This window comes from Butyricicoccus porcorum (genome assembly GCF_002157465.1).
Lineage (GTDB): Bacteria > Bacillota > Clostridia > Oscillospirales > Butyricicoccaceae > Butyricicoccus_A > Butyricicoccus_A porcorum.
Map to the genome: position 1 here is coordinate 1 of NZ_NHOC01000009.1, position 25,128 is coordinate 25,128.

Sequence of the window (25,128 nt, forward strand, 5' to 3'; positions counted from 1 at the left end):
CATTCCTGAATTGACCTAGGAATTTACAAAGCTCTGTTTCAAGCTTCATGGTCTCCTTAGAAAGGAGGTGATCCAGCCGCACCTTCCGATACGGCTACCTTGTTACGACTTCACCCTAATTACCAGTCCTGCCTTCGCCGCGTCCTCCTTGCGGTTAGACTACGGACTTCGGCATTACCGGCTCTCATGGTGTGACGGGCGGTGTGTACAAGGCCCSGGAACGTATTCACCGCGGCATGCTGATCCGCGATTACTAGCAATTCCGACTTCATGCAGGCGGGTTGCAGCCTGCAATCTGAACTGGGACAGCTTTTAGGGATTTGCTCTGCCTCACAGCTTTGCTTCCCTCTGTATGTCTGCCATTGTAGTACGTGTGTAGCCCTGGTCATAAGGGGCATGATGATTTGACATCGTCCCCACCTTCCTCCGTTTTGTCAACGGCAGTCTCGCTAGAGTGATCAACTAAATGTATCAACTAACAATAAGGGTTGCGCTCGTTGCGGGACTTAACCCAACATCTCACGACACGAGCTGACGACAACCATGCACCACCTGTCACCGCTGTCCCGAAGGGAAAGGCATATCTCTATGCCGGTCACCGGGATGTCAAGACCAGGTAAGGTTCTTCGCGTTGCTTCGAATTAAACCACATACTCCACTGCTTGTGCGGGCCCCGTCAATTCCTTTGAGTTTCAACCTTGCGGTCGTACTCCCCAGGTGGGATACTTATTGTGTTAACTGCGGCACGGAAGGGGTCAATACCTCCCACACCTAGTATCCATCGTTTACGGCGTGGACTACCAGGGTATCTAATCCTGTTTGCTCCCCACGCTTTCGCTCCTCAGCGTCAGTTAATGTCCAGCAGGCCGCCTTCGCCACTGGTGTTCCTCCTAATATCTACGCATTTCACCGCTACACTAGGAATTCCGCCTGCCTCTCCATCACTCAAGACCAGCAGTTTTGAAAGCAGTTCCGGGGTTAAGCCCCGACATTTCACTTCCAACTTACCAGCCCGCCTACTCGCCCTTTACACCCAGTAAATCCGGATAACGCTCGCTCCCTACGTATTACCGCGGCTGCTGGCACGTAGTTAGCCGGAGCTTATTCATCAGGTACCGTCACTTTCTTCGTCCCTGATAAAAGATCTTTACAATCCGAAGACCTTCTTCGATCACGCGGCGTTGCTGCGTCAGGGTTTCCCCATTGCGCAATATTCCCCACTGCTGCCTCCCGTAGGAGTCTGGGCCGTGTCTCAGTCCCAATGTGGCCGTTCAACCTCTCAGTCCGGCTACTGATCGTCGACTTGGTGGGCCGTTACCTCACCAACTATCTAATCAGACGCGAGCTCATCTTTCAGTGGATTGCTCCTTTGGTATCTCGCAGATGCCTGCAAAATACGTTATGCGGTATTAGCGACCGTTTCCAGTCGTTATCCCCCTCTGAAAGGCAGATTGCTCACGCGTTACTCACCCGTCCGCCACTAAGCACAAAAACCGAAGTCTCAGTGCTCCGTTCGACTTGCATGTGTTAGGCACGCCGCCAGCGTTCATCCTGAGCCAGGATCAAACTCTCTAAAAATTGTATTATCACGAGCAAAGCCCGTTATAATCAAATTTCAGCTTTAAGCTGGCTTGCTGTTGTTTTTTATACCGGAGTTACAGCTTCCGGTGGTCTTCTGAGTATAAACTTCAAAAGAATTTCAGGTTTGTAATTCGTTCAAACTTGCGTTGTTTAATTTACAAGGTACAATGCTTTCCGCTGTTCGCCTTTCAGCGTAGCAGCTTATTTATTATATCATCTCACCAGAGGTTTGTCAAGAACTTTTTTCATTTCTTTTTTCAAACTTGATTCGATTGTTTCGCCGATCTCTCAGCGGCAACTCATTTAGTTTAACACATTCAAACCACTTTGTCAAGCACTTTTTTGCCTCCCGGCCAGTAATCTCAACAAATTCTTCGGTTTTTCGTGTCGCTCTCGTTGAGTGCCTGTATATAATACCACCCTGAGCACGCGATGTCAACAAAAACTTTCAGAAAATTTGATGTTTTTCTTAAAAACCTTTTTACCGTAACATTCTGGCGATGCAAAACAGCCGTCAGGCACAGAAACTTCTTGCTCTGTCCGACGGCTGTCCATGTGTTTATTCTTATGCTTCGTTCATTCTCTGATCGATTTTTTCCATTTTAATCACACTGTCCTTCTCATTCAACAGCATTTCCGCGATATCCGAGCAGTATTCGCCAATGCACTCCAAATCATGCAGAACATCAGTAAACGCAACGGTATTTTCCGGAGAGCACGAGCCGAGGTTCAGGCGTTCCATATGCTTGCGGCTCAGGCGACGCTCCAGATCTTCAACGCTCTCCTGCTGGTGGACAACCTGCCGGGCAGTTTCGAGATCACTGTCATGCAGTGTGCGGATCGTCAGGCGCAGCATTTCCTGTACATGATTAAAACCTTCCTCCAGCTCGCCCATTGCCTCCTCCGTAAAGGTATACTCCTTCTCGCGCTTGAGCTTTGCGAAATTGGTGATGCTGGTGTACTGGTCGCCGATGCGTTCAATATCGCTGGCAGCGCGGATCATTCCCGCGACACGCTGCGACTGTCCCTGCGTCAGCTTACCTGTCTTACACAGGCTGGACAGATAATTCGTGATGCTGTCCTGCAAAATATCTACCACATCCTCAAGGCTGTCCACGGCACCGATTGCATCGGTATCTCCGCGCAGGAATGCCTTCTTTGCATGACCCGCCATTTCGGTGACATACTCGGTGATGCGGGTCAGCTCAAGCATGGCAAGGCGTATGGCAGCCTCCGGCTGCTTCAGGACATTGGTATCCAGAAACCGTGTCTGATACAACGGCTGCTCTGCGGCCTGCTGCTTGCCATCCGGGATCAGCTTCATAACGATCTTAACCATAAGTGGAATAAGCGGCAGCCAGATAATCGTATTGGTTATATTAAAGAAAGTATGTGCGTTTGCAATCTGGCGTGAAATGACCTCAATTTCCGGACCCTTCGGCGAGATAAACTGGATAAACTTTGCATACAACGGGACAAACCACATGAATACAAACGTACCTGTAACATTAAAGACACAATGTGCCGCAGCTGTACGCTTCGCATTTTTAGGTTGGCCGACAGATGCCAGCAGTGCAGTGATGGTTGTACCGATATTATCACCCAACAGAATCGGGATCGCTCCGGTCAGGCCAAGGATACTGGTTACACCATCCGCCATGGGCTGGGACGCAAAGTTTTGCAGCACAGCAATTGTCGCGGAACTGGACTGCACAACCAGCGTCATCAGCGCACCGACACAGACACCAAGAATCGGGATATGTGCAACCTGTTCAATCATACTCAGGAATACCGGGCTGTCCGCAAGCGGCTTCATGACATTGCTCATCGTCGTGATGCCAACGAACAACAGGCCAAACGCAAAAACAGACTGACCGATATTCTTAATGGATTCCTTTTTCGGGAAGAAGTAGAGTACAAAGCCGATGAAGACAATCGGCCAGATAAAGTCATCAATTTTAAATGCAATGATCTGAGCGGTCATCGTTGTACCGATGTTGGCACCAAAAATAACAGAAATTGCTTGTGGCAGAGTCATCAGTCCCGCACTGACAAAGCCGATTGCCATAACAGTCGTCGCCGAGCTGCTCTGTAAAACTGCTGTAACCAGTGCGCCCGCCAGCATGCCGACAATCGGATTCTTGGTTAGAATGCCAAGCACTTTCTTCATTTTCTCACCGGCTGCCTTTTGCAGACCCTCGCTCATCAGGTTCATGCCGTAGATGAATACGGCCAGACCGCCGAGCAAGCCGGTAATGGTTGTTACCATTTCACTGTTCATAAATTTTCTCCTTTTGTCATTCCTGGTATCATCCTAACAGGCGCATGTAAAGTTTTCGCCCTGTTCTATGTAAAGTTTTTGTATGGTTTTTTACAAAGAAGCCAGTGAAATACCCGCAAATCATTCTGTTTCTTAAAGAAAATTTTACTTTGAACAGCTATTTTGTGACTTTTTGTGTCGAAATCCTAATTTTTACCTTGTTTGCAATTTTCTCGCGTTTTACAATAATTCCCGCGTAATAATAGACGTATTGACATAGACAACCGGCAGCTTCACGCTGTGCCCGTAAACCAGCAGCTCATGCAGAATCATAATTGCACGATAAACCTGCGCAGAAAAATCCTGTTCCACAACAAAATCAATCCGGCCGCTGCGCAGGGAACGCCGTGCCTCCGGCGTCAGGTCGTTGACCACGACGGCAACCCGCCGCCGCACGCGCGCCAGCGCATCCACACAGGCGCGCACGTTTTCCGTCGCCATATAAATCCCATGAAGGTGCGGATTTTCCTCCAGGGCACAGCGCACCGTATCATAGGTCAGTTCATACTGCTCATAGCATTCTGCCAGCCGATAGCTGTCCGATGCAAAACCGAGCTCCTTCCACCGCTCCAGAAAACCATCTACCCGCAGGCGGTGGGAACGAAATTCCATATTACCCGTGACAACAAGCAGCTGGTCGCGCGGCGAAATGCAGCGCGCCATCAATCCGGCGGCAATGCGGCCGGATTTGATTAAATCCTGTCCCACATGGCAGACGCGTGCGCTGTCCGGCAGGTCGGAATTATACGTCACGACAACCACGCCCGCCTGATGCAGCCGTTCGATTTCTGCCGCTATATAAATGTTATCCGGTACATTGAGCACCAAACCACGCACGCCTAACTCCAGCATCTGCTCACACAGGCGGATATATTCCTCATCTGAACGGCTGTTCATACGCCGCACCTCCAGTGTGACCTTTCCCGCATTGATCTCGCGCGCCGCCATATGCACGCCGCGCAGCGTGCCGTTGGTAAAATATTCATCCTGCCAGTGCGCGACAATGACGCCAATACAAATCCGGTCGCCGCCTGTAAACCGATCGTCCTTGCGATAGCCGGTTTCCTCGATAATACGCAGGACGCGGGCACGCACCTCCGGACTGACATCCGGCTGGTTGTTCAATACCCGGCTGACTGTCCCACGCGAGACACCTGCCAATGCGGCTATACTTCGCACCGTATGCTTCATATGCTCTCCTCCCATCTGTCTCAGTATACCACAGTCTGCCGCATTTTTGTCACGCGTCACGGAAATTCCGAGCAAAATTCCAGCCTTTCATTGTTGACAATGCATGAATAAAAAAATAACTTTTAAGCATGTATACAAAGCATTTTAAAGCATATTGACTTCTTTTTGAAAACATTATACAATACAGTCACAACAAAGAGAGCAAAAACAAACCCGCAGAGGATTCCCAAAAACAGCACCATAAATTTGGAGGTATTGTCATGAAAAAGATCAAGGTTGGCATCGCAGGCCTCGGCCGTCTGGGCAAGGTACATGCAAACAACATCGCATTCAAAATCCCGAACGCGGAACTGACCGCAGCCTGCTCGATTGTTCCGGCTGAGCTGGAATACGCACAGAAGGAGCTGGGCGTCACCGACGTCTACACCGATTTCCGCGAAATGCTCGCAAAGGCTGACATCGATGCCGTTGCTATTGTCACCACCTCTTCCGAACACTGCTGGCAGATTGAAGCAGCACTGGACGCAGGCAAGCATGTCTTCTCCGACAAGCCGCTGGGCGTCAATCTGGAGGAGTGCAAGCAGGCGGAAGCTGCTGTCGAGCGCCATCCGGACAAAATCTTTTTCCTCGGCTTTATGCGCCGCTATGATTCTTCCTACGCCTATGCAAAGCAGAAGATTCAGGAAGGTGCCATCGGCACGCCGTACATGGTAAAGGCAACCGGCATTGACCCGGAAGCACTGGTCGAAGGCTCGATCAAGTTCGCGGCAACCTCCGGCGGCATCTTCATCGACATGGCCGTTCATGACATCGACCTGATGCGCTGGTTCCTCGACGACGAGCCGACTGAGGTCTATGCCATCGGCTCTACCTTCAAGCATCCGGAATTCAAGGCCGTCGGCGACGACGAAACCGCAGTTGCAACCTATAAGTTCAAGAATGGCGGCATCGGTGTCATCCATGTCGGCCGCACTGCACCGCATGGTTACCATGTTGAAACGGAAATCGTCGGCACGGAAGGCAGCATCCGCATCAGCCCGGTACCGGAAAAGAATCTGGCTATGCTGTACAATTCCAACGGCGTTGTCACCGAATGCGTCGAAGGCTTCCCGCAGCGCTTTGCAGAAGCCTATCTGCTCGAGATGCAGGAATTCATCAACTGTGTCTGCGAAGGCAGAAAGCCGGGCGTAACCGTTTATGACGGCACCAAGTCCACCGCCATTGCCTTCGGCACCACCGAAGCATGGAAATCCGGCAAGGTTGTCGCGCTGTAATTTTCATCAAAGCCCCCATCTTTATATAAAAAGAGGATCACAGATCATCTGTGATCCTCTTTTTATGTTCGCAGGTGTTCCGCCGTGCTGTCCAACAGTTCCTCATAGGATACGCCCAGCACTCTGGCAATACAGACCAGTTCAATATCTGTCACAAACCGGCTGCCGCTCTCAATGCGCTGTACTGCATTTTTATCCAGATCCAGTCCGACAATCTGGAGCATATCTGCAAACCGACGCTGGGACGGATGCTCCGGCATCGCCTTGCGAAGCTCTTTTATTTTTAATCCGCAGACATTGTTCCGTCCGTTCACCAATTTATTTTTATACATCTGTATCCCCGTATGACACACACAATTTGTCAATTACGGATTTATCTTATGTTAAACTGAGGATAAATTGGACATTCACTAAATGTCAATTCTGTGAACGGAGGGATTTTATGAATTATGTACCGGAATGCTCCTCTTGGCTGGCGAAGGAATATATTGTGCTCAGCGAGACTGACCTCGCCTGTGCCGAAATTCTTCTCAAAATGTGGGCAGCCCAACATCAGCACAGTCTGGCAGCAGAGCGCGCCTTTTTTCAGCGCAAAATAGACCAGATCAACCGGATTGCCCGCGAAAGCAACCGGATCGCATGGGGTGATGTCCGGCTTGCAGGTTCTTCGCCTACGCCGGAAGAATATGTCGCCTACAAGCTCACACTGCTCGGCCACTGGTTCGATGAAATGAATGCATCTTCTTATTGTCCCGTTCCCCTTTTTCCGAAGCCGGAGTAACCGGACAGCATCCGCCTGCATATGCTGAACCATCCTGATTGTGAAAGGGCGTATGATCGTGCTGTTCTCCATCACAACTGCACTGCTCTGCGGCGCAGCCTTTTGTATCCTTCGTGTCTCCTCGCCGTCCGGCTCCTTCCCGCGCCCGCTCAGCGCCGAACAGGAAGCCGCCTGCATTCAGGCCATGCAGCACGGCGACAAACAGGCGCGGGAAAAGCTCATCGAACACAACCTCCGGCTGGTCGCACACATCGTCAAAAAATATTATTCCTCCAGCGCGGATTCCGATGACCTCATTTCCATCGGTACCATCGGTCTGATTAAAGGTGTCTCAACCTTTGATCCGGGGAAAAATGTCCGGCTGGCAACCTATATTTCCCGCTGTATTGAAAATGAAATCCTGATGTACTTCCGTTCCTCCAAAAAGCTGTCCTGTGAAGTCTCGCTTGAAGAGCCGATTGAGCCGGACAGCGACGGCAGCGCGCTGGCACTGAAGGATGTTCTCAGCTGCAATGATGATGCCCTCGAACGCATTGAACTGAATGACCGCATTCGTCTGATTTCCGGTGCCATGCAGGTGCTGGAGCCGCGCGAAAAGGAGATTATTTCCCTGCGCTACGGTCTCGGCGGGCATACGCCACTCACACAGCGCGAAGTCGCCCGCCTGCACGGCATCTCTCGTTCTTATGTATCACGCATTGAAAAAAAAGCCCTGCAAAAGCTCCGCGCAGAATTCGGCACTATCCTGTAAGATGGACGCGGGCAGTCCTCTCATGCCGGGTTTCCGTTGGAAGGCCGTTAGGAAGTTGTTACAATTATAAAATCATATGAAATATGTATACATTACCCATCGCAAACCTACGGACCGGTATGATATAGTATTGATATCCCCAAAACAGAAAGGATTGCAGTTGACACATTGAAACATTCCCTCGCAAATCTCAACGAAAAGCTGTCAGAAGCACTGCGCGCGGTGCTGCCGGTTATCGCAATTGTGATGGTTCTGTGCTTCACCATCGCACCGATTTCCGCCAGCATCCTGCTGTGCTTCCTGATGGGCGCCGCCATGATCGTTGTCGGCATCATGTTCTTTACGCTGGGTGCGGAGATGAGCATGACACCGATGGGCGAGCGCGTCGGTACCGCGATCACCAAAAGCAAAAATCTGCTGCTCATCATCGCAATCGGCTTCATTCTCGGCTTCATCATCACGATATCCGAACCGGATTTGCAGGTGCTGGCAGAGCAGGTGCCGTCTATCCCCAACATGACACTGATCCTGTCGGTTGCAGTCGGCGTCGGTATTTTCCTCGTCGTTGCGCTGCTGCGCATGCTGTTCGGTATTCCGCTGCCTCAGCTGCTTGTTGTCTTTTATCTGGCTGTTTTTATTGTGGCAGGCTTTGTCTCACCGGATTTCCTTGCGGTCGCATTCGATTCCGGCGGCGTCACAACCGGCCCAATGACCGTACCGTTTATCATGGCACTCGGCATCGGCATTGCCGCCATCCGAAACGACCGGCATGCATCAGATGACAGCTTTGGCCTTGTCGCGCTGTGCTCCATCGGGCCTGTGCTCGCTGTGCTCATCCTCGGCATGGTGTTCCAGCCAAACGAGAGCACCTATACGCCGGCAGCTGTGCCGGAAATCAGCAATTCTGTGGAGCTGTGGAATTTATTCCGCGTTGCCCTTCCGACCTATTTGAAGGAAATTGCAGTCTCCCTGCTGCCTATCGTCGTCTTTTTCGGAATTTTCCAGATCGCCGTACTCCGGCTGTCCAAACGCCGCCTGCGCAAGATCATCGTCGGCCTGGTCTATACGTATATCGGCCTTGTACTGTTCCTGACCGGTGCAAATGTCGGTTTTATGCCGGCAGGCAACTACCTCGGACAGGTCATGGCCTCCCTCCATTACAACTGGATCATCATCCCGATCGGCATGCTCATCGGTTTCTTTATCGTCAAGGCAGAGCCGGCGGTCTATGTCCTCAACAAACAGGTCGAGGAGATCACGGACGGCGGCATTTCCGCAAAAGCGATGGGAACCGCATTGTCTGTCGGCGTGGCGGTCTCTATCGGCATCGCCATGCTGCGTGTGCTGACCGGAATCCCAATCCTCTGGTTTCTGATCCCCGGCTATGCCATTGCACTCGGGATTTCCTTCTTTGTCCCCAAAATCTTTACCGCAATCGCATTCGACTCCGGTGGCGTCGCCTCCGGTCCGATGACAGCAACCTTCCTGCTGCCGTTTGCACAGGGCGCCTGCATTGCAGTCGGCGGCAATATTGTAACCGATGCGTTCGGCGTCGTATCCATGGTCGCCATGACACCGCTCATCACTATCCAGTTGCTCGGCATGCTGTACCAGCTGCAAAAGCGGCGCGATGCCAAGACGGAACCGCCTGCGCTCACACCCGCATTGGAATTTGAGCTGCTCGACGATGATGCCATCATTGAGCTCTGAGGCTGCATAAAAGAAAAAGGAGAGCCATATGAGTGAATTATATTTTATGACAACCATCACCGACCGCAGCAAGGCAAAAAAATTCATCGAGCTGTACCGAAGACACGGTGTCGATGTGACCTTCAGCACACTCGGTGATGGCACTGCGGTGAGTGAAACACTGGATTCTCTCGGACTGGAGCAGGCGGAAAAGGGAATTGTTTTTTCCGTCGTAACCCGCACCACCTGGAAGAAAATCAAAGCCAGTCTGGAAAAGGAAATCAAAATCGATGTTCCCGGCACGGGCATCGCATTTCTCATCCCGCTGAGCAGCATTGGCGGGAAAAAGCCGCTGTTCTTCCTCACAGAACATCAGAACTTTGAAAAAGGAGAGGAAAGCACGTTGAAAGACACCAAATATGAACTGCTGATTGTCATTGCCAATCAGGGCTATACTGACCTCATCATGGACGCTGCCCGCGCGGAGGACGCCGCCGGCGGCACCGTCATCCATGCAAAAGGAACCGGCATGGCGCGCGCCGAAAAATTCCTCGGCGTGTCACTGGTCAACGAAAAAGAAATTGTCCTGATTGTGGTCAAAACCGAGATGAAAAACCGCATTATGAAGGCGATTATGGACAAAGCCGGACTGGACAGCAAGGCTCATTCCATCGTCTTTTCGCTCCCCGTCACCAGCACGGCTGGCATGCGGCTGATGGAAGAAACCACAGACGAGTCAGATACCTGAATTCCCCCGGACGCAAAAAATCCATACCGCTGATGAAAGCGGTATGGATTTTTTATTGCTCTCTGCGGTCAGCGTTATGATTCCGGCTTGGCCTGTTCGCTCACTGCCCGCTCCTTTTCGCCATAGGTGCCGTACTTACCATAGCGGCCATATCTGCCATACCGACCATAGCGGCCATAATAGCCATAGCCATAGCCGCTCAGGCCGGATGCAATGGCATTGAATACGCAACCGATGACACGAATGCGGCTGACAGACAGTCGGTCCAGGCTGCTGAGAATGCGATTCCCCGTTGCATAGTCCTGCTTGACGACATACAATGCACAGTCGGCATGCTCCGCCAAGGAAATGGCATCCGACAGCATGCCACACGGCGCGCTGTCGAGCACGACATAATCCGCCATTTTGCGCAGCTGTGCAACGACCTTTGCCATTTCCTTTGAGCCGAGCTGCTCAGACGGATGCTCAGAAACATGGTCGCCTGCCAACAGGCGCACGCGCGTGTCCTCATACTGCATCAGTGCCTGTTCGATTGTCACATCCTGTTCCAGCACCTCAGTCAGACCGGCGCTCTCCTCTGAAAGATTCAACGCCTGCTTGACGGTCTGGTTGCGCAGGTCGGCATCTACCAGAATGACTGAGGCGCCATTTTGCGCCAAACTGAGTGCCAGATTGAGCGCAACCGTGGTTTTGCCCTCATTTGGCAGCGTACTGGTCACCAGAATGACACGGTCTCTGGGATGGGAATCCAGCTCCTTGAGAATATGGACACGCAATGCGCGCACCGACTCGCGGAAGCTGGAATTGACGCGCGGATTGAGCACGGAAACCACCGGGCTTGCATCGCCGCGTATTTTTTTGAACTTCATCAGTGGCAGCAGACCCAGACATTTCTGATTGAGCACATCACGGAAATCATCCTCCGTCCGGATGGTGCTGCGCGTGACTGCATAGAAAAACAGCACAGCGAGTGCCAACAGAATACCCATCGCAGCTCCCTTTACCGCCTTGCGCGGATAAGAAGGGATATTGATCGGCTTCTCTGTTACGGTCGGCTTTTTCAGGACAGACAGCTTGGTACTGCCCAGCACATACCGTGCAACTTGCGGATAATTTTCCATCACCGAATTGAGCACGGCCAACGCACTCTCTGCGCTGGAATCCTGCACCTTTACAGTGACCATATTGGTATCGGGCACGACCTCTGCGGAAATGCTCGCAGTGATGGCACCGATGCCGAGATCCTGCTTAATGACATCATACATGACATCGTTGTGAATAATATACGGGAAGGTGCTCGCCATCTGCTCCGCAGACTGTGAGCTGTAATAATAATTGGCGCGGTCATCGCTGTCCGACATGCCGGTGCTCGCCTTTACCGTAAAGGTCGAGATCGCCTGATAGCGCGGTGAAAACGATGCCGCCGTATATGCAGTGCTGATGACTGCGCCCGCGACGGCAAACACCAACATGACAATCCAGCCGAATCGCAAAAAGCCCTTCCACATATCCCCCAGCACCAGCTCAAGGGATATTTTGTTCTCATCCTCCAGCCATGCCTCTTCGGCATGGCGGCTATTGTGTTGCTGTTCGCTCATCGTCATCCCTCACGCTTTCTGCTGCTCTTGCCGTATTTTCCATAATTTCCATAATACCCGCGGTAGCCATAATAGTCGGCATATTTGCCATAAATCGGCAGGCGGCTGAGCGGAGAGGTATGCTTATCGTTGTATACACACCCCAGCAGTCTGGACTTGCTCTCATTCAGGATCATAATGGATTCATTCAGATCGGGCACAGCCGAAGTATCTTCACGCACGACAAGAACAGTCGCGTCGACAAGCTCCGCAAGAACCTCGGTATCCGACAATGCAGACATCGGTGGGGAGTCAATGATAATGAAATCCATCTTCTGCCGGGAAACCTCCAGAAGCTTTTTCATGCGTGCACTTCCCAGCAGCTCAACAGAGTCAGAATAATAATTTTTTCCAAACATTTCATACAGGTTAACCTCTGCGTTGGTCTGTATGATTTTGTCCACGCTGCACGTTCCGCGCAGGTATTCGCCGAGGCAGTTGGCCTCATCGACATCGCGGTTCAGAACCTTGTACTGTGCGGGCTTGCGGAAGTCCGCATCAATCAGCAGGACATGATACCCCTTCTCCGCCAGCGAAAGTGCACTGTTCGCTGAAATGGTCGATTTGCCCTCATTCTCTCCGAAGCTGGAGATCAGAAATACCTTGGCTCCGTCCTGCTTCGCCGCATATTCCAGCCGCGTGCGGATCTGGCGGATGCTCTCTTCAAATGCGAAGCTGATGACCGTATGGGTAATCAGGAAGCTGTGCTTTTCCTTCTTGTTTTTGCCATCCGGCCGCTTTTCGTGCGGTACAGATGCAATCAGGTGGGTATCCAGCTTTTCCTTGACCTCTTCCTCCCGCTTGACGGTATCGCGCAGACAGGACATCAGGATAACAACCGCCAGCATTGCCAGTGCGCCGAGTGCGCCCGCCAGAATCAGGCGGCTGCGCAGCGACATGGCATTGGATGGTGCGCGCGCAATTTGTGGCTCCCGGACAACCGTAAAGACTGCGCCGGACAATACCTGATCGGAAACCGTATTATAATTTTCCATCACTGCCTTGACGGTCAGGAATGCGGTGCGCGCATTGTCCGCCGTCGCGGAAATGGTCAGCAGGTTGGTGCCCTCAATGATCGAGCTTTCCAGCTGTGCGGGCAGCGAAGTCTCCCCCATTGCCGCCGCAACGGTCTCATGCAGCAGGTCACTTTCGAGCACGCCCTGAAAGGCCGATGCCATCTGCCGGGTCGTATTGAGGTCAGCAACCGCATTGCTGCCTGATTTGGATGTGACTGACATGGTGACCGAACTGGTATATTCCGGTTTGTAAATGGTCTCGGATGCAACGCGGGTCAACATGACCGCGGAAGCAGCAACCAGTACAATCATCCAGAGATTTTTCCACACATCCCGCAGCATGGTATGCAGATTGATTGAAGCCAAGCTCCATCGTTTTTCTTCCATCTCTTATTCCTCCACTACAACGGTCAGGTATGCGTGTCCGATGTTCCCTTCCGTATTCTGTGCCGAATAGGTCACAACATAGGTTCCGGGCTGCGCCGGATTGACGGTGGATTCCACGTTAATGTACGATGTCTTGACAGAGCTCTTTTTCTCATCGATATAGCTCTCCGGGTCAAAAGCTGCACCTTTTTTGAGATAGACCAGCGATTCAGTCAGAGTAATCGTCGGCGCACCGATCGACGGATCGGTTACGGCGACCGGCAGCTTCAGCTCTGAAACATCGCCATGGCTGTTGGAAACCTGAACCGTGACATCATACAGCCCCGCAACAGCCGAATTGACCGTACTGGAAAGAATCAGGATGCGGTTTGAAATATCCCCGTCAAACACATCCTCTGCACTGAGCTTGTCCAGAATCTGAACCTCGCCGCCCATGCGAACCTCCAGCGGATCGCTGACGGAAAACTTCGGCGGTTTGTAATCGGTATAGGTAACCTTTCTGGTATAGGTGCCGAGCTGCTCCTGCGAGTCAAACACGGCATAAGAAATATTGCATGTGCTGTCATCGACAAAATTGGAGATGTTGGTCACCAGAATGCCGTCGGTCAGATCCCCATCCTCAGCATCCGTCGCACGCAGTCCCGCGCAAAGCTGTTCATCCGTCGCATCGATTGGCACAGAAATAGTATCCTGCTCTGCCTCGATGACAGGCAGCTGATCCTTGGTCTCCAGAAAATCACGGATCGTAAACACAGAAAAAACAGCAACACTGCATACGAACAGCGCCAAAACTGCAATTTTAATTTGTTTCACAGGCTCCCCCTCACTTTATTCTATCATTTCACATGTAATTATAAGTAGTTTTCCCCTGTTCGTCAAGCATTCGCGCTGTTTTGGAACAGCTGGGGCACAAATGCCGCATATATATTGCACAATCTGTCAAAATCTGTTACACTTTTTTGCAGAAATGATCCGGGCAGCATCGAAACGTTCTCGGTTTCCTGCTGCCCGAAACCGGCAGGAGTTTACTATGAAGCATATTATCTTTTTCGACCTTGACGGCACGCTGACCGATTCCGGCGAGGGAATTACAAACTGCGTCATCCATGCATTGCAAAAGCAGGACTGGCCCATTCCAGACAGTGACAGTCTGCGCCGTTTCATCGGCCCCCCGCTGATCGACAGCTTTCAGGGCATTGCTGGCATGAATGCGGCACAGGCTGCACAGGCGGTAACGGATTACCGCGCGCGTTATTCCACTGTCGGCCTGTTTGAAAACCGCGCCTATGACGGCATTGTCGACACGCTCGCCGCGCTCAAAGCCGCTGGAAAACGGCTGTTCCTGGTGACAAGCAAGCCGGAGGACTATTCCATTCGCATCGCGGAGCGCTTTGGACTTGCGCCATATCTGGAGGAAATTTGCGGCGCAACACTCGACGGACGCATCAATACCAAAGATGCCGTTGTGCGGCTGGCGCTCGAGCGAGCCGGACAGCCTGACCCGGCAGATATCGAGATGGTCGGCGACCGTCTGCACGACGTCGAGGGCGCACGCAAATACGGCATTGACTGCACCTATGTGCTGTATGGCTTCGGTACACGCGAGGAGGCCGAAGCCCATCACGCCGCACACATCGTCGCCACAGTGGATGAGCTGCGGGAGCATCTGCTCGCGCTGTAAAAGTCGGTTCGCCAGGGCGTATCTGCGTTTCGGTTGAAACAGGTTTTCTTTACCGTGGGGTTCCTTTGTGATATAATAAATTGTGATATAATAAAACAGTAAAATCACTTCACAGATTTTAAAACCTGGACAATGATGGAAACCATCGTCGGTACCACCGGTTTTGTTGTCGCACTGATTGTTTCATTCTTCGCATAAGCAACTGCAAACAGATAAACAAAGACGCCCGTTCGATTCCGGCCATCCGCGCCGGAAATCGAACGGGCAATTTTTATGCCGCAATGAGCCACAATTGTGAAGCGTTTATCCTTCGATAAACTTCATCTGTTCCACATCAAACAGGCCGCGCGGTGTAATGCGCAGCGATGGGATAACCGGCAGCGCAAGGAAAGACAGCAGAATGAGCGGAGAAACATCCGCCGGAACGCCCATCTCATGTGCCTTTGCAATCATAGCGGACAGCTCCGCCTGCACCGTATCAAAGCCCGCGTCGCTCATCAGACCCATGATGGGCAATGCGACTGTGTGCAGAATTTTTCCATGAGATACCAGTGTATAGCCGCCGCCGATGTCGCGCAGGTGCTGTGCGGCGAGCAGCATATCCGCATCGTTGTCGCCGATGACGGACAGGTTATGACTGTCATGGGCTACCGTGGATGCCATTGCGCCGCCATGCAGACCGAAGCCTGCGACCGCACCAACGCCGACCTTTCCCGTATTGTGATGGCGTTCGACCACTGCAATTTTGCTGAATTCACCCTGCGGAACGAACAAACCGTTTTGCTGCGGCAGGGCGCAGCATTCGTTTTCCGTCACGAGCTGGCCGGCGGCAATACGGATGACATGGCTGGTCTCTCCAACCGGGAGTTCCAGTTGCTCCGGACGTACCGGCTGACAATGCACTGTGCGGCGCAGTGGGCTGTCCTGCGGCAGCTTCGGCTGTGCACGGAAGTCGGAAACATCTTGTCCCCTGTGATAAACCGCATGAATGTGAACCGTTTCCAAATCATCCAACACGACAAAATCCGCCTGCATGCCGGGCGCAATGGCGCCGAGCTGATGATGCAGCCCATAGTGCCGCGCTGTATTGATGGTCGCCATGCGGATGGCATCGACCGGCGCAAGCCCACAGGCAATCGCCTTGCGCACACAGTGGTCAATATGCCCTTCCTGCCGAATGTCCTCGATGTGCTTGTCATCCGTGCAGAATGAAAAGCCGTCTGTCAACTGGTGCTCCTGCACGATGCCGCGCACAATCGCCTCCAGATTGCGCGCCGCACTGCCCTCACGCACATGGATGTGCATGCCGAGACGGCGCTTTTCCAGAACTTCCTCCGGCGTCGAACACTCATGGTCGTTGGTAATGCCGGCGAGCACATACGCATTGAGCTCATTCCCGGTCAGCATCGGCGCATGCCCGTCCTTCGGTTTTCCGTCGAACAGTGCGAGTTTTTCCGCCATCGCGGGTGCAGCGTTGACCGTGGACACATAGTCCATCACTTCGCCCAGACCGAGCACACGCGGGTTATCCAGATAGTTTCGCATCTCGTTTGCGTCAAACGTACAGCCGTTGTCCTCAAACGGCAATGCGGGCACACAAGACGGCATCATGACATATACATTCGCCGGGACATCCGCAGTCTCGTTCAAGATATAATCAATGCCGTCTGCGCCGCTCACATTCGCCGCCTCATGCGGGTCGACAATGTAGGTCGTCGTGCCGCATCTGACTGCCTGTTCGACCAGCTCCGCCGGTGTTACCATCGTGGATTCGAGATGAATATGCCCATCGATCAGACCCGGACACAGGTATTTCCCCGCCAGGTCAATCTCGGTCTCTCCCACATACTGGTCTCCAACCCCCACAATTGTGCCGTCTGTGACCGCGACAGAGGTCTCAAGCACCTCCCCGGTGAATACATTCACCACGTTTCCCCCACGGAATACGAGTTCCGCCGGAATTTCGCCGCGTGCCGCCTTTGCCAGATCATTAAACTGCTGAAAATTCATGACAGCTCCTCCACTTCAACTGTTGATTCGCCAGCGCTTTACTCCCGCATAAGAATACGCCGCTGGCCGCACAGTGCCTTTGCTATTGTTACCTAGTATACCGCATTTCTGTTCCATTTCCCAGTCTTTTGTGCTATGATATGCTGACAGAGCAAACAAATCCGGGCATATCCGAAGGAGGGGTTCCATGATGCTCGAACACTGTACCCTGTGCCCGCGCCGGTGCGGGGCAAACCGCGCGGCCGGACAAACCGGCTTCTGCGGCGCGGATGACACTATCCGCATCGGGCTGGCCAGCCTGCATCGCTGGGAGGAGCCGTGCCTGTCGGGCACGCGCGGCGCGGGCACCGTCTTTTTCTGCCACTGCCCGCTCGGCTGTGTCTACTGTCAGAACCATGACATTTCCGGTCAAGAGGCAGCAGCAAACGGCATATTAACCGATTGTTCCGGTCTGGCAGACACATTTTTATCATTACAGGCGCGCGGCGCGCATAACATTGATCTCGTGACGCCGACGCACTACGCCGTCCATCTCGCAGAAGCCATCCCGCTCGCCCGCGCGCGCGGACTGACCATCCCGGTTATTTACAACTGCGGCGGTTATGAACGTGTGGAAACATTGCGCATGCTGGACGGACTGATTGACATTTACCTGCCCGACCTCAAATATTACAGCTCTTATTATGCTGCGCGCTATTCGCATGCACCGGATTATTTCGATATCGCCTGTGCCGCAATCGGGGAAATGATACGCCAGACCGGTGCGCCGCAGTTTGATGCTGACGGCATGATGACGCACGGCACCATCATCCGCCATCTCATGCTGCCCGGTCTGGGCGGCGACACGGCGCAGATCCTTCGCTCGATTTCATCCAACTGGGGCGGACAGGTGCTGGTCAGCCTGATGCGGCAGTTTACGCCGTGCACCAACCTGTCCGGCTATCCGGAGCTCACGCGCCGCATCACTGACGAAGAATATGCCGATGCCTGCGAACAGATGGCGCTGCTCGCTCTGGAAGGCTGGACGCAGGACGCGGAATCGGTCAGCGAGAGCTTTATTCCGCATTTTGACGGCAGCGGCGTCTGCCGCGCCTGATTGCTTCCTCTCGAGCTGACACAAATCGTACAAGCAAAAAACAGCGGGATGGACAAACCATGCGGTTTCCCATCTCGCTGTTCTCTTGTTCTGTTATATCAGAGAGGCTTCACCATACGGAAAGCCGTCACGAAGCTTTAGAGCTGCGGACCTGCTGCAACCAGAGCCTTGCCAGCCTCGTTGCCTTCGTACTTGGAGAAGTTCTTGATGAATCTGCCAGCCAGATCCTTTGCCTTTGCATCCCACTCGGAAGCGTCTGCATAGGTATCACGCGGATCCAGGATTGCCGGATCTACGCCCGGAAGCTCGGTCGGAACTTCAAAGTTGAAGTACGGAATGGTCTTGGTCGGAGCGTTCTTGATGTCGCCGTTCAGGATTGCGTCGATGATGCCGCGGGTATCCTTGATGGAGATGCGCTTGCCGGTGCCGTTCCAGCCGGTGTTAACCAGGTAAGCCTTTGCGCCGCTCTTTTCCATCTTCTTAACCAGCTCTTCTGCGTACTTGGTCGGATGCAGTTCCAGGAATGCCTGACCAAAGCAAGCGGAGAAGGTCGGGGTCGGCTCCGTGATGCCGCGCTCGGTACCAGCCAGCTTTGCAGTAAAGCCAGACAGGAAGTAGTACTGCGTCTGCTCCGGTGTCAGGATAGAAACCGGCGGCAGTACGCCGAATGCGTCAGCAGACAGGAAGATCACGTTCTTTGCTGCCGGTGCAGAGGATACCGGACGTACAATCTTTTCGATATGGTCGATCGGATAGGATACACGGGTGTTCTCGGTTACACTCTTATCAGCGAAATCAATCTTGCCTTCTGCATCAACGGTTACGTTCTCCAGCAGAGCGTTGCGCTTGATTGCGTTGTAGATATCCGGCTCGGAGTCCTTATCCAGGTTGATAACCTTTGCATAGCAGCCGCCCTCGAAGTTGAATACGCCGTTGTCGTCCCAGCCGTGCTCGTCATCGCCGATCAGCAGACGCTTCGGATCGGTGGACAGGGTGGTCTTACCGGTGCCGGACAGGCCGAAGAAGATTGCGGTGTTCTCGCCGTTCATATCGGTGTTTGCAGAGCAGTGCATGGAAGCGATGCCCTTCAGCGGCAGGTAGTAGTTCATCATAGAGAACATACCCTTCTTCATCTCGCCGCCGTACCAGGTGTTGATGATAACCTGCTCACGGCTGGTGATGTTGAAGGCTACGCAGGTCTCGGAATTCAGACCCAGCTCCTTATAGTTCTCAACCTTTGCCTTGGAAGCGTTGTAAACAACAAAGTCCGGGGTGAAGTCCTTCAGTTCTTCCTCCGTCGGGCGGATGAACATGTTCTTTACGAAGTGTGCCTGCCAAGCTACCTCAACGATGAAACGGATTGCCATGCGGGTATCCTTGTTTGCGCCGCAGAATGCATCCACAACAAACAGTCTCTTGTTGCACAGCTCCTTGACTGCGATGTCCTTAACCGTCTGCCAAACTTCCTCGCTCATCGGATGGTTGTCGTTCTTATACTCGTCAGAGGTCCACCAAACGGTGTCCTTGGAGTTTTCATCCATGACGATGTACTTGTCCTTCGGGGAACGACCAGTGTAGATACCAGTCATTACGTTTACAGCGTCCAGCTCCGTGTTCTGGCCAACTTCAAAGCCTTCCAGACCTTCCTTGGTTTCCTCTTCAAAGAGCATCTCATAGGAAGGGTTGTAAACGATTTCGGTTGTACCGGTGATGCCATATTTGTTTAAATCAATTGCTGTCATCTTACGTCTAACCTCATTTCTAATTGGTACGATTGGATTAAAATACCTTAGCTTTTATGTTATCCAACCGACAAACAAAAGTCAATATTAAAAACATCTCAAATTCTACTGAAAACGACGAAAGAATCGGCAATTATTACAATTCACACATTTTTTCTTTTCATATAACTATAAATATGGTATACTAATGAGGTATATCCTTCTATATTCTGACACAAAAATTCGGCTGTCCTGCACGGACAGCCGTCTGCTTTTTACAGATAACAGGGCCTTTTGGTTGCCTGAACAATTTGTATTTGAACCGGGCGCTATCTGAAAACCAAGAAAATGACAAATCTTTCGCAAAGGTGAGACTGGTTCAAGGCAAAAGCACGCTGGAATCCTTTCGCATTTCCAGTGTTTTTAACAAAGAAGCTGTCCGCACTTATAGAAATAGTCAAAATTTTCGACTGTTCAGATACGCCCTATTTGTCGAACCTTTTGGGATCATTGCACAACGGATTGTTCCCTCCCGTTTGCATTCTTTCGCGCACTTTGTTACAATAAGGGTAATCGATTCCGACATGGAGGGATGCAACATGCAATATATTTTTACCGGTTCTTATACCGACCCGGATGGAAAAGACGGGGTACGCTGCTTTGCAGCTTCTCCGGACGGCAAACTCACCCAGCTCTGCACGGCAGATGCTTACAGTCCAACCTATGTGCTGTATCACAACGGCCTGCTGTATACGAGCGGACGCGCCGAGACCGGCTGCTGTGTCCGTACCTTTGCCTTTGACGGGCACAGCCTGACGCCGCTGCACCGCATCGACTCGCCCGGCGGCTCGACCTGCCATGTGTCGGTCGTAGGCCGCACGCTGTATGCCTGCAATTATTTTGCGGGCGAGCTGCTGCGCTGTCCGCTGCATGCAGACGGCATTCCGACCGGAGAGGTGGAACGCATTCTGTACACCGGCGGCGGCCCGCATCCGCGGCAGGACAGGCCGCACATCCATTCGGCATTCCCGTCACCGGACAACCGATTCCTGCTCGTCTGTGACCTGGGCAGTGACCGCATTTACAGCTACTGCATTGAAAATGACGGCAAACTACTGCCGAATCCGGCGCAGACAGAACTGATTGCCCCGGCAGGCTCCGGCCCGCGCCATCTGACCTATAACAAGGCAGGCACGCGTGTCTATGTCATCACTGAGCTGTCCGCACAGATTCTGGTCTATGCCCGCGACCCGGAGACTGGCGTGCTGACCGAACTGCAAATTACCGACTGTGTACCCGCAGTGCGCCCGGATGACACACTGTCCGCAGACATCCATCTGTCGGCTGACGAACACTACCTGTATGCGTCCAGCCGCGGCATCGATTATATGGCACTGTACCATGTGCGGGATGACGGTCTCCTGTCGGAGCCGTTTTATCTGCCGGTGTTTACCTCCGGCCCACGGCATTTTTCGTTCCAGCCGGGCGGCACACACATTGTCATCACAGGGCAATATACCAATACCATCGCCGTGTGTCCGGTCGACCGACGTTCCGGCCTCTATGTCGCGCCGGTCTGCGAGGTGACGGTCCCGCAGGCGACCTGCGCGCAATGGGTAGAGGTCTGACCATGCGGCTTTCTGGTGCACTGTACCTGACAGATGTGCAATCCGTTGCAATCTGCGGCGCAGGCGGCAAGACAACGCTGCTGTATGCGCTGGCGGAGGAAGCGCGGCGGGGCAATCAGCGCGTGCTCGTCACGACGAGCACACACATCCTCCAGCCGGAGGACACCGATGTTCTTCACTTTTTTCACACGGAGCAGGTAGAGAATCCTGCATCCATCTGCCTGCCCGGGCAGATTGCTGTCATTGGCACGCCCTGCGGGCAAAAAAAAATCACCGGTATTGCGCCGATGAACGTGGATGCCGCCATGCAGGCCGCCGATGTGTTTTTGTATGAAGCGGACGGTGCCAAACGCCTGCCGGTCAAGTGCCACAACGCAACCGAACCGGTGGTGTGGTTCGGCACAGATTCGGTCATCGGCGTGCTCGGTCTGTCTGCACTCGGCAAACCGGCACAGGACATCTGCCACCGCTGGCAGCTCGACCCGCTGTTTGCTGCCCTGCCGGACAAGCCGCTCGACACAGATGATTTCGTGCGTCTTGCGCTTGAATGCCGCCAGGCGGCAGGCTATCCGCACCACTTTACCGTCTGTTTGAACCAGTGTGATACGGATGCGCTGCGGGATGCAGCAAGAGAAATTTCAGCCGGTCTCGCCATTCACGGGATCCGCTGTGCGGCAACCTGTTTCCTCGGCACTCAGCCGGAGATCACCGCGCTGTAATCGGTCTGTGTATCGATATCGCGCCATGCATGCCCATCCGGGAAGTCCACCCATACAACATCATCCAAATGCTGCTGATATATGCCCTTTCCGCCCTTGTCGGCGGAGAGGGCTTTGCACTGTCCAAAATACCGTGCCGGGAAAATGCACGGGGATTTTGGCGCGCCGTCCACCCGTGGGACGGCGATTTTATTTTGCCCACATGCCGTTTCTACCAGATTACGCAGAAGATCCGCAGTCAGAAATGGCTGATCCGCGGTGAGGAAAGCACAGAAATCTGTATTCTCCGGCAAGGCGCGCGTGCCCGCCGCGACGGAGGTACCCATGCCATGCGCCGCGCGTAGATTTTCCACAGCCTGTGCACCGTTTTGTGCAGCAAATGCCGCGATATCCGGCTGATTGGTCACAACAATGACGGTGGAAAACAGCCCGCAGGTACACGCGAGAGAAATCACATGCTGATACATCGGCACGCCCGCAATATTCAGTTTGAGCTTATCCGCATGCTGCATGCGGCGGCTGAAGCCCGCCGCCAGAATGACCGCTGCTGTGTTCATGAAATGCCTCCCGCCTGTGAAAAATACTCTTTGTTTACTTTGTCTAAATCTTTCGATAATGCATCTGGATATAACAAGCATCATACCGGTATCATTATATCGTAGGTATGGGGCGGTTTCAACGGTGTTCGGCTAAAACACCTCACACAGAAAGAAAAAATCACCGCCACAATCTGCCATATCAGGCAGGCTGCGACGGTAATTGAGCTGTATATCATCCTTTTTCGGACGATTTTGAATTTTCTGTTAACTGTATTGTAGCACCTTGGCTTCTTTCAAGTATTCCAGAAAATTCTCTTTTGTTTCTTCTGGCGTGAGCTTATCCAATCTATCTATATGCAAAAGCCCGAATAAATCAATTTCTATAGATTGATTCCGCTGTAGCACGTATAAGCAGGATTGGAATAGACATAAACCGTTTTTCCGGTGCTGTTCTGATAAGTTAGGAATGCGCGGAATACATAGATCGTGGAACTGCTCTTAGGTGTCATACTGTAGCTGTATGTTCCTGCGCTGCCGATACTCCTGATGCTGACTTTCGTCCGTCCAGCTGTATTGACATTTAGGGATTTTGTTCCCAACGCGGTTTTTGTCATGTAGACAAATCCCTGACCAGTAATCGTGTAATAGTCATCCCGATTCTCATAATCTGCTGCAGTTCCAGTCAGGCGGATTTTCCCATTGTTTTGGGAAACGCCGAGTGTCACCAACGGTGCTGACAGGATCTTGACGGCGATTGTCTCTGTTTTTGTAGCTCCGCAGACTGTACAGGTATAGGTTCTGATCCCCTCTTCGTCCGCAGTAGCTTCCTTCGTCACAACACCGCCGTCCCAACTGTGACCAATGGCAGGAACAATTTCCTGTGCTTTGAGTGTCTCGCCACAGACTGCGCAATGTGTTCCCTCCGTCAGACCGGTTTTCTCACAGGTTGCAGTCACAGCAGCATCCGTCACAACAGCGTGTCCCAGAGCCTCCGTTTCATCACTGATATAGCTATCTCCGCACAGGGAACAGGTGTACGTAGTATATCCGCTCTCTGTGCAGGTCGGTTCCGTGACGGCTGCAACATATTCATGTGAACATTCCGCTCCGCCTGCATCGATATATCTTGTCTCCTCTATACCGTATGCATTTGTAAAATCCTCATCCATAATTAGATAATGGATACCTGTAGTAGAATACGGAGCTTCCAGACTGTCAAAGTCTAACGTTCCCTTCAGAAAATATTGATAGGAATACGTACCTGCGGCCACTTCGTCGCTGAACTCAGCGTCCCAGGTAGAATCCGCGTAATACCACTTGCTGTCGATTTGCGCGATATTCCACGCATGGTTTTCGTAATAATTTGCCGTGTCCTCCGATGCTGCACCGCCATAACCGGTCGCGATACGGACACTCATATCAAGCTCTCTCAATAGCCTGTAAAACAAGGAAGCATATCCCTGACAGACAGCTGTTCCGTTAAGCAGAGCCGCATAGGTCGAATATTTCAGCGTGTAGGTGCTGTCATCCAGATGTTCGTTATCATAGGTGACATGACTGCAAATATAGTCATACACCAAATACGTCTTCTCATAATCAGAGGCGCTCTCCTCAAAGGTGAGAGTTTCTTCCAAAAGCGCATCCACCGTTTTCGTCACCGCAGTCTCCTGCTCTGCGGTCGTAAAATAGGTCGGCGTAAAGACAATCGTATAGTAACGATATTTTCCCTCACCGTCCGCTGCAATAGATGCTTTGTAGCCGGTTCCGCCATAGTTGTAACGGAGATAATCTCCTTCATTGGCGTTTCCTGTCTCCGCAAGCGCTGCCGGGATAATACGATTGATACACAAATCCTTAAAATAATCGGAGCTGTATATATCACCATAATAATAAACCGTGATGGTCTCCTCACGCGCGACCATACCCGCACGCAGAACGGCTCCCGCATCTTCCACAGTATCGACATATACGACACTTTCTTCATCCTCTGCAAATGTACTGATTCCGGATCTTCCGAAACTTTCCGGGTTTTCAACGTCATCCGGAACCGGAATATCGTCCTTGTCAATGACATCGATATAAGCGGGATTGATATAGACGGCAGCATCCGTTTCAAAAGCGGCTGTTCCATCATTTTGATTCCCAGTTTCAGTCACTGTACCTAACGGTACAAAATAATGCCCATTTCCCGATGCGGCCAGTGCTTCAATTGGTACAATAGCAGACAACATCAGAATTGCTGTCAGAAGTGATAGTATCCTTTTCTTTATTTGGCGCACTTTTTCCCTCTTCCTCTCAACTATTCGGACATATCTTTACAGTTGCCTGCTTCCCTGTCAGGAAAATAAATCAAATTCCG

Annotated in this window: 19 protein-coding genes and 1 rRNA gene; 9 read left to right on the top strand and 11 right to left on the bottom strand. The window is 52.3% G+C overall.

The features are described from left to right. Positions 1-60: 60 nt before the first annotated feature. From CBW42_RS10225 to CBW42_RS10235, 3 genes are all read right to left on the bottom strand, one after another. A 16S ribosomal RNA gene (locus tag CBW42_RS10225) occupies positions 61-1,578 on the bottom strand. A 568-nt stretch (positions 1,579-2,146) separates the two neighbouring features. Then, on the bottom strand, positions 2,147-3,862 hold the full coding sequence (locus CBW42_RS10230; protein WP_087020911.1) for a Na/Pi cotransporter family protein: 1,716 nt from the start codon (positions 3,860-3,862) through the stop codon (positions 2,147-2,149). A gap of 219 nt (positions 3,863-4,081) precedes the next feature. Continuing rightward, the gene (locus tag CBW42_RS10235) at positions 4,082-5,092 is read right to left on the bottom strand and encodes a LacI family DNA-binding transcriptional regulator (RefSeq protein ID WP_165761136.1); all 1,011 of its coding nucleotides are present in this window, start codon (positions 5,090-5,092) and stop codon (positions 4,082-4,084) included. A gap of 260 nt (positions 5,093-5,352) precedes the next feature. Between CBW42_RS10235 and CBW42_RS10240 the strand changes: the two genes are divergently transcribed. Next, positions 5,353-6,366 (top strand): Gfo/Idh/MocA family protein, encoded by a 1,014-nt coding sequence (locus tag CBW42_RS10240; RefSeq protein WP_087020919.1) that lies wholly within the window; start codon positions 5,353-5,355, stop codon positions 6,364-6,366. Between the two features lie 62 nt (positions 6,367-6,428). Here the strand turns inward: CBW42_RS10240 and CBW42_RS10245 are convergent, their stop codons facing one another. Further along, positions 6,429-6,698 (bottom strand): helix-turn-helix domain-containing protein, encoded by a 270-nt coding sequence (locus CBW42_RS10245; RefSeq protein ID WP_087020922.1) that lies wholly within the window; start codon positions 6,696-6,698, stop codon positions 6,429-6,431. A 110-nt stretch (positions 6,699-6,808) separates the two neighbouring features. Between CBW42_RS10245 and CBW42_RS10250 the strand changes: the two genes are divergently transcribed. The 4 genes from CBW42_RS10250 to CBW42_RS10265 all read left to right on the top strand — a co-directional run bounded on the left by CBW42_RS10250 (position 6,809) and on the right by CBW42_RS10265 (position 10,335). Then, a complete protein-coding gene (locus CBW42_RS10250; RefSeq protein WP_087020925.1) occupies positions 6,809-7,147 on the top strand; it encodes a hypothetical protein in 339 nt (112 codons plus the stop codon). Between the two features lie 40 nt (positions 7,148-7,187). After that, the gene (sigK, locus tag CBW42_RS10255) at positions 7,188-7,898 is read left to right on the top strand and encodes an RNA polymerase sporulation sigma factor SigK (protein WP_330395853.1); all 711 of its coding nucleotides are present in this window, start codon (positions 7,188-7,190) and stop codon (positions 7,896-7,898) included. Positions 7,899-8,066: 168 nt separating this feature from the next. Beyond that, positions 8,067-9,608: a DUF1538 domain-containing protein gene (locus CBW42_RS10260; protein WP_242969850.1), complete on the top strand. Its 1,542-nt coding sequence runs from the start codon at positions 8,067-8,069 to the stop codon at positions 9,606-9,608. 28 nt (positions 9,609-9,636) lie between these two features. Next, on the top strand, positions 9,637-10,335 hold the full coding sequence (locus CBW42_RS10265; protein WP_087020931.1) for a P-II family nitrogen regulator: 699 nt from the start codon (positions 9,637-9,639) through the stop codon (positions 10,333-10,335). A gap of 74 nt (positions 10,336-10,409) precedes the next feature. Here CBW42_RS10265 and CBW42_RS10270 read toward each other — a convergent pair whose 3' ends face one another. Genes CBW42_RS10270 through CBW42_RS10280 form a run of 3 tightly spaced genes read right to left on the bottom strand, consistent with a single transcriptional unit; the run spans position 10,410 to position 14,188 of the window. Beyond that, a complete protein-coding gene (locus CBW42_RS10270) occupies positions 10,410-11,933 on the bottom strand; it encodes a polysaccharide biosynthesis tyrosine autokinase (protein WP_165761137.1) in 1,524 nt (507 codons plus the stop codon). Positions 11,934-11,935: 2 nt separating this feature from the next. Continuing rightward, positions 11,936-13,375, bottom strand: coding sequence for a polysaccharide biosynthesis tyrosine autokinase (locus CBW42_RS10275; protein WP_087020937.1), 1,440 nt, complete (start codon positions 13,373-13,375; stop codon positions 11,936-11,938). A gap of 3 nt (positions 13,376-13,378) precedes the next feature. Beyond that, positions 13,379-14,188: an immunoglobulin-like domain-containing protein gene (locus CBW42_RS10280; protein ID WP_087020940.1), complete on the bottom strand. Its 810-nt coding sequence runs from the start codon at positions 14,186-14,188 to the stop codon at positions 13,379-13,381. Between the two features lie 217 nt (positions 14,189-14,405). Between CBW42_RS10280 and CBW42_RS10285 the strand changes: the two genes are divergently transcribed. After that, a complete protein-coding gene (locus CBW42_RS10285; RefSeq protein WP_165761138.1) occupies positions 14,406-15,056 on the top strand; it encodes an HAD hydrolase-like protein in 651 nt (216 codons plus the stop codon). Between the two features lie 303 nt (positions 15,057-15,359). On the opposite strand, the gene ade is transcribed toward CBW42_RS10285, so the two are convergent. Further along, entirely contained in the window at positions 15,360-17,066 is a 1,707-nt protein-coding gene (gene ade / locus CBW42_RS10295; RefSeq protein WP_087020949.1) for an adenine deaminase, read from the bottom strand. 187 nt (positions 17,067-17,253) lie between these two features. Between ade and CBW42_RS10300 the strand changes: the two genes are divergently transcribed. Next, positions 17,254-18,162 (top strand): radical SAM protein, encoded by a 909-nt coding sequence (locus CBW42_RS10300; RefSeq protein ID WP_087020952.1) that lies wholly within the window; start codon positions 17,254-17,256, stop codon positions 18,160-18,162. A gap of 137 nt (positions 18,163-18,299) precedes the next feature. On the opposite strand, the gene pckA is transcribed toward CBW42_RS10300, so the two are convergent. After that, the gene (pckA, locus tag CBW42_RS10305; RefSeq protein ID WP_087020955.1) at positions 18,300-19,904 is read right to left on the bottom strand and encodes a phosphoenolpyruvate carboxykinase (ATP); all 1,605 of its coding nucleotides are present in this window, start codon (positions 19,902-19,904) and stop codon (positions 18,300-18,302) included. 578 nt (positions 19,905-20,482) lie between these two features. On the opposite strand from pckA, the gene CBW42_RS10310 reads away from it, so the two are divergent. Both CBW42_RS10310 and yqeC read left to right on the top strand, forming a co-directional pair. Next, positions 20,483-21,511: a lactonase family protein gene (locus tag CBW42_RS10310; RefSeq protein WP_165761139.1), complete on the top strand. Its 1,029-nt coding sequence runs from the start codon at positions 20,483-20,485 to the stop codon at positions 21,509-21,511. Next, complete coding sequence (yqeC, locus tag CBW42_RS10315; RefSeq protein WP_087020961.1) at positions 21,496-22,230, top strand: selenium cofactor biosynthesis protein YqeC; 735 nt, start codon at positions 21,496-21,498, stop codon at positions 22,228-22,230. Before CBW42_RS10310 ends, yqeC begins: the two co-directional genes overlap by 16 nt. Here the strand turns inward: yqeC and CBW42_RS10320 are convergent. Next, on the bottom strand, positions 22,206-22,787 hold the full coding sequence (locus tag CBW42_RS10320) for a nucleotidyltransferase family protein (RefSeq protein WP_165761140.1): 582 nt from the start codon (positions 22,785-22,787) through the stop codon (positions 22,206-22,208). The two genes, yqeC and CBW42_RS10320, sit on opposite strands and share 25 nt — an antisense overlap. 362 nt (positions 22,788-23,149) lie before the next feature. Next, the gene (locus CBW42_RS10325; protein WP_133058296.1) at positions 23,150-25,048 is read right to left on the bottom strand and encodes a transglutaminase domain-containing protein; all 1,899 of its coding nucleotides are present in this window, start codon (positions 25,046-25,048) and stop codon (positions 23,150-23,152) included. Positions 25,049-25,128: the final 80 nt, after the last annotated feature.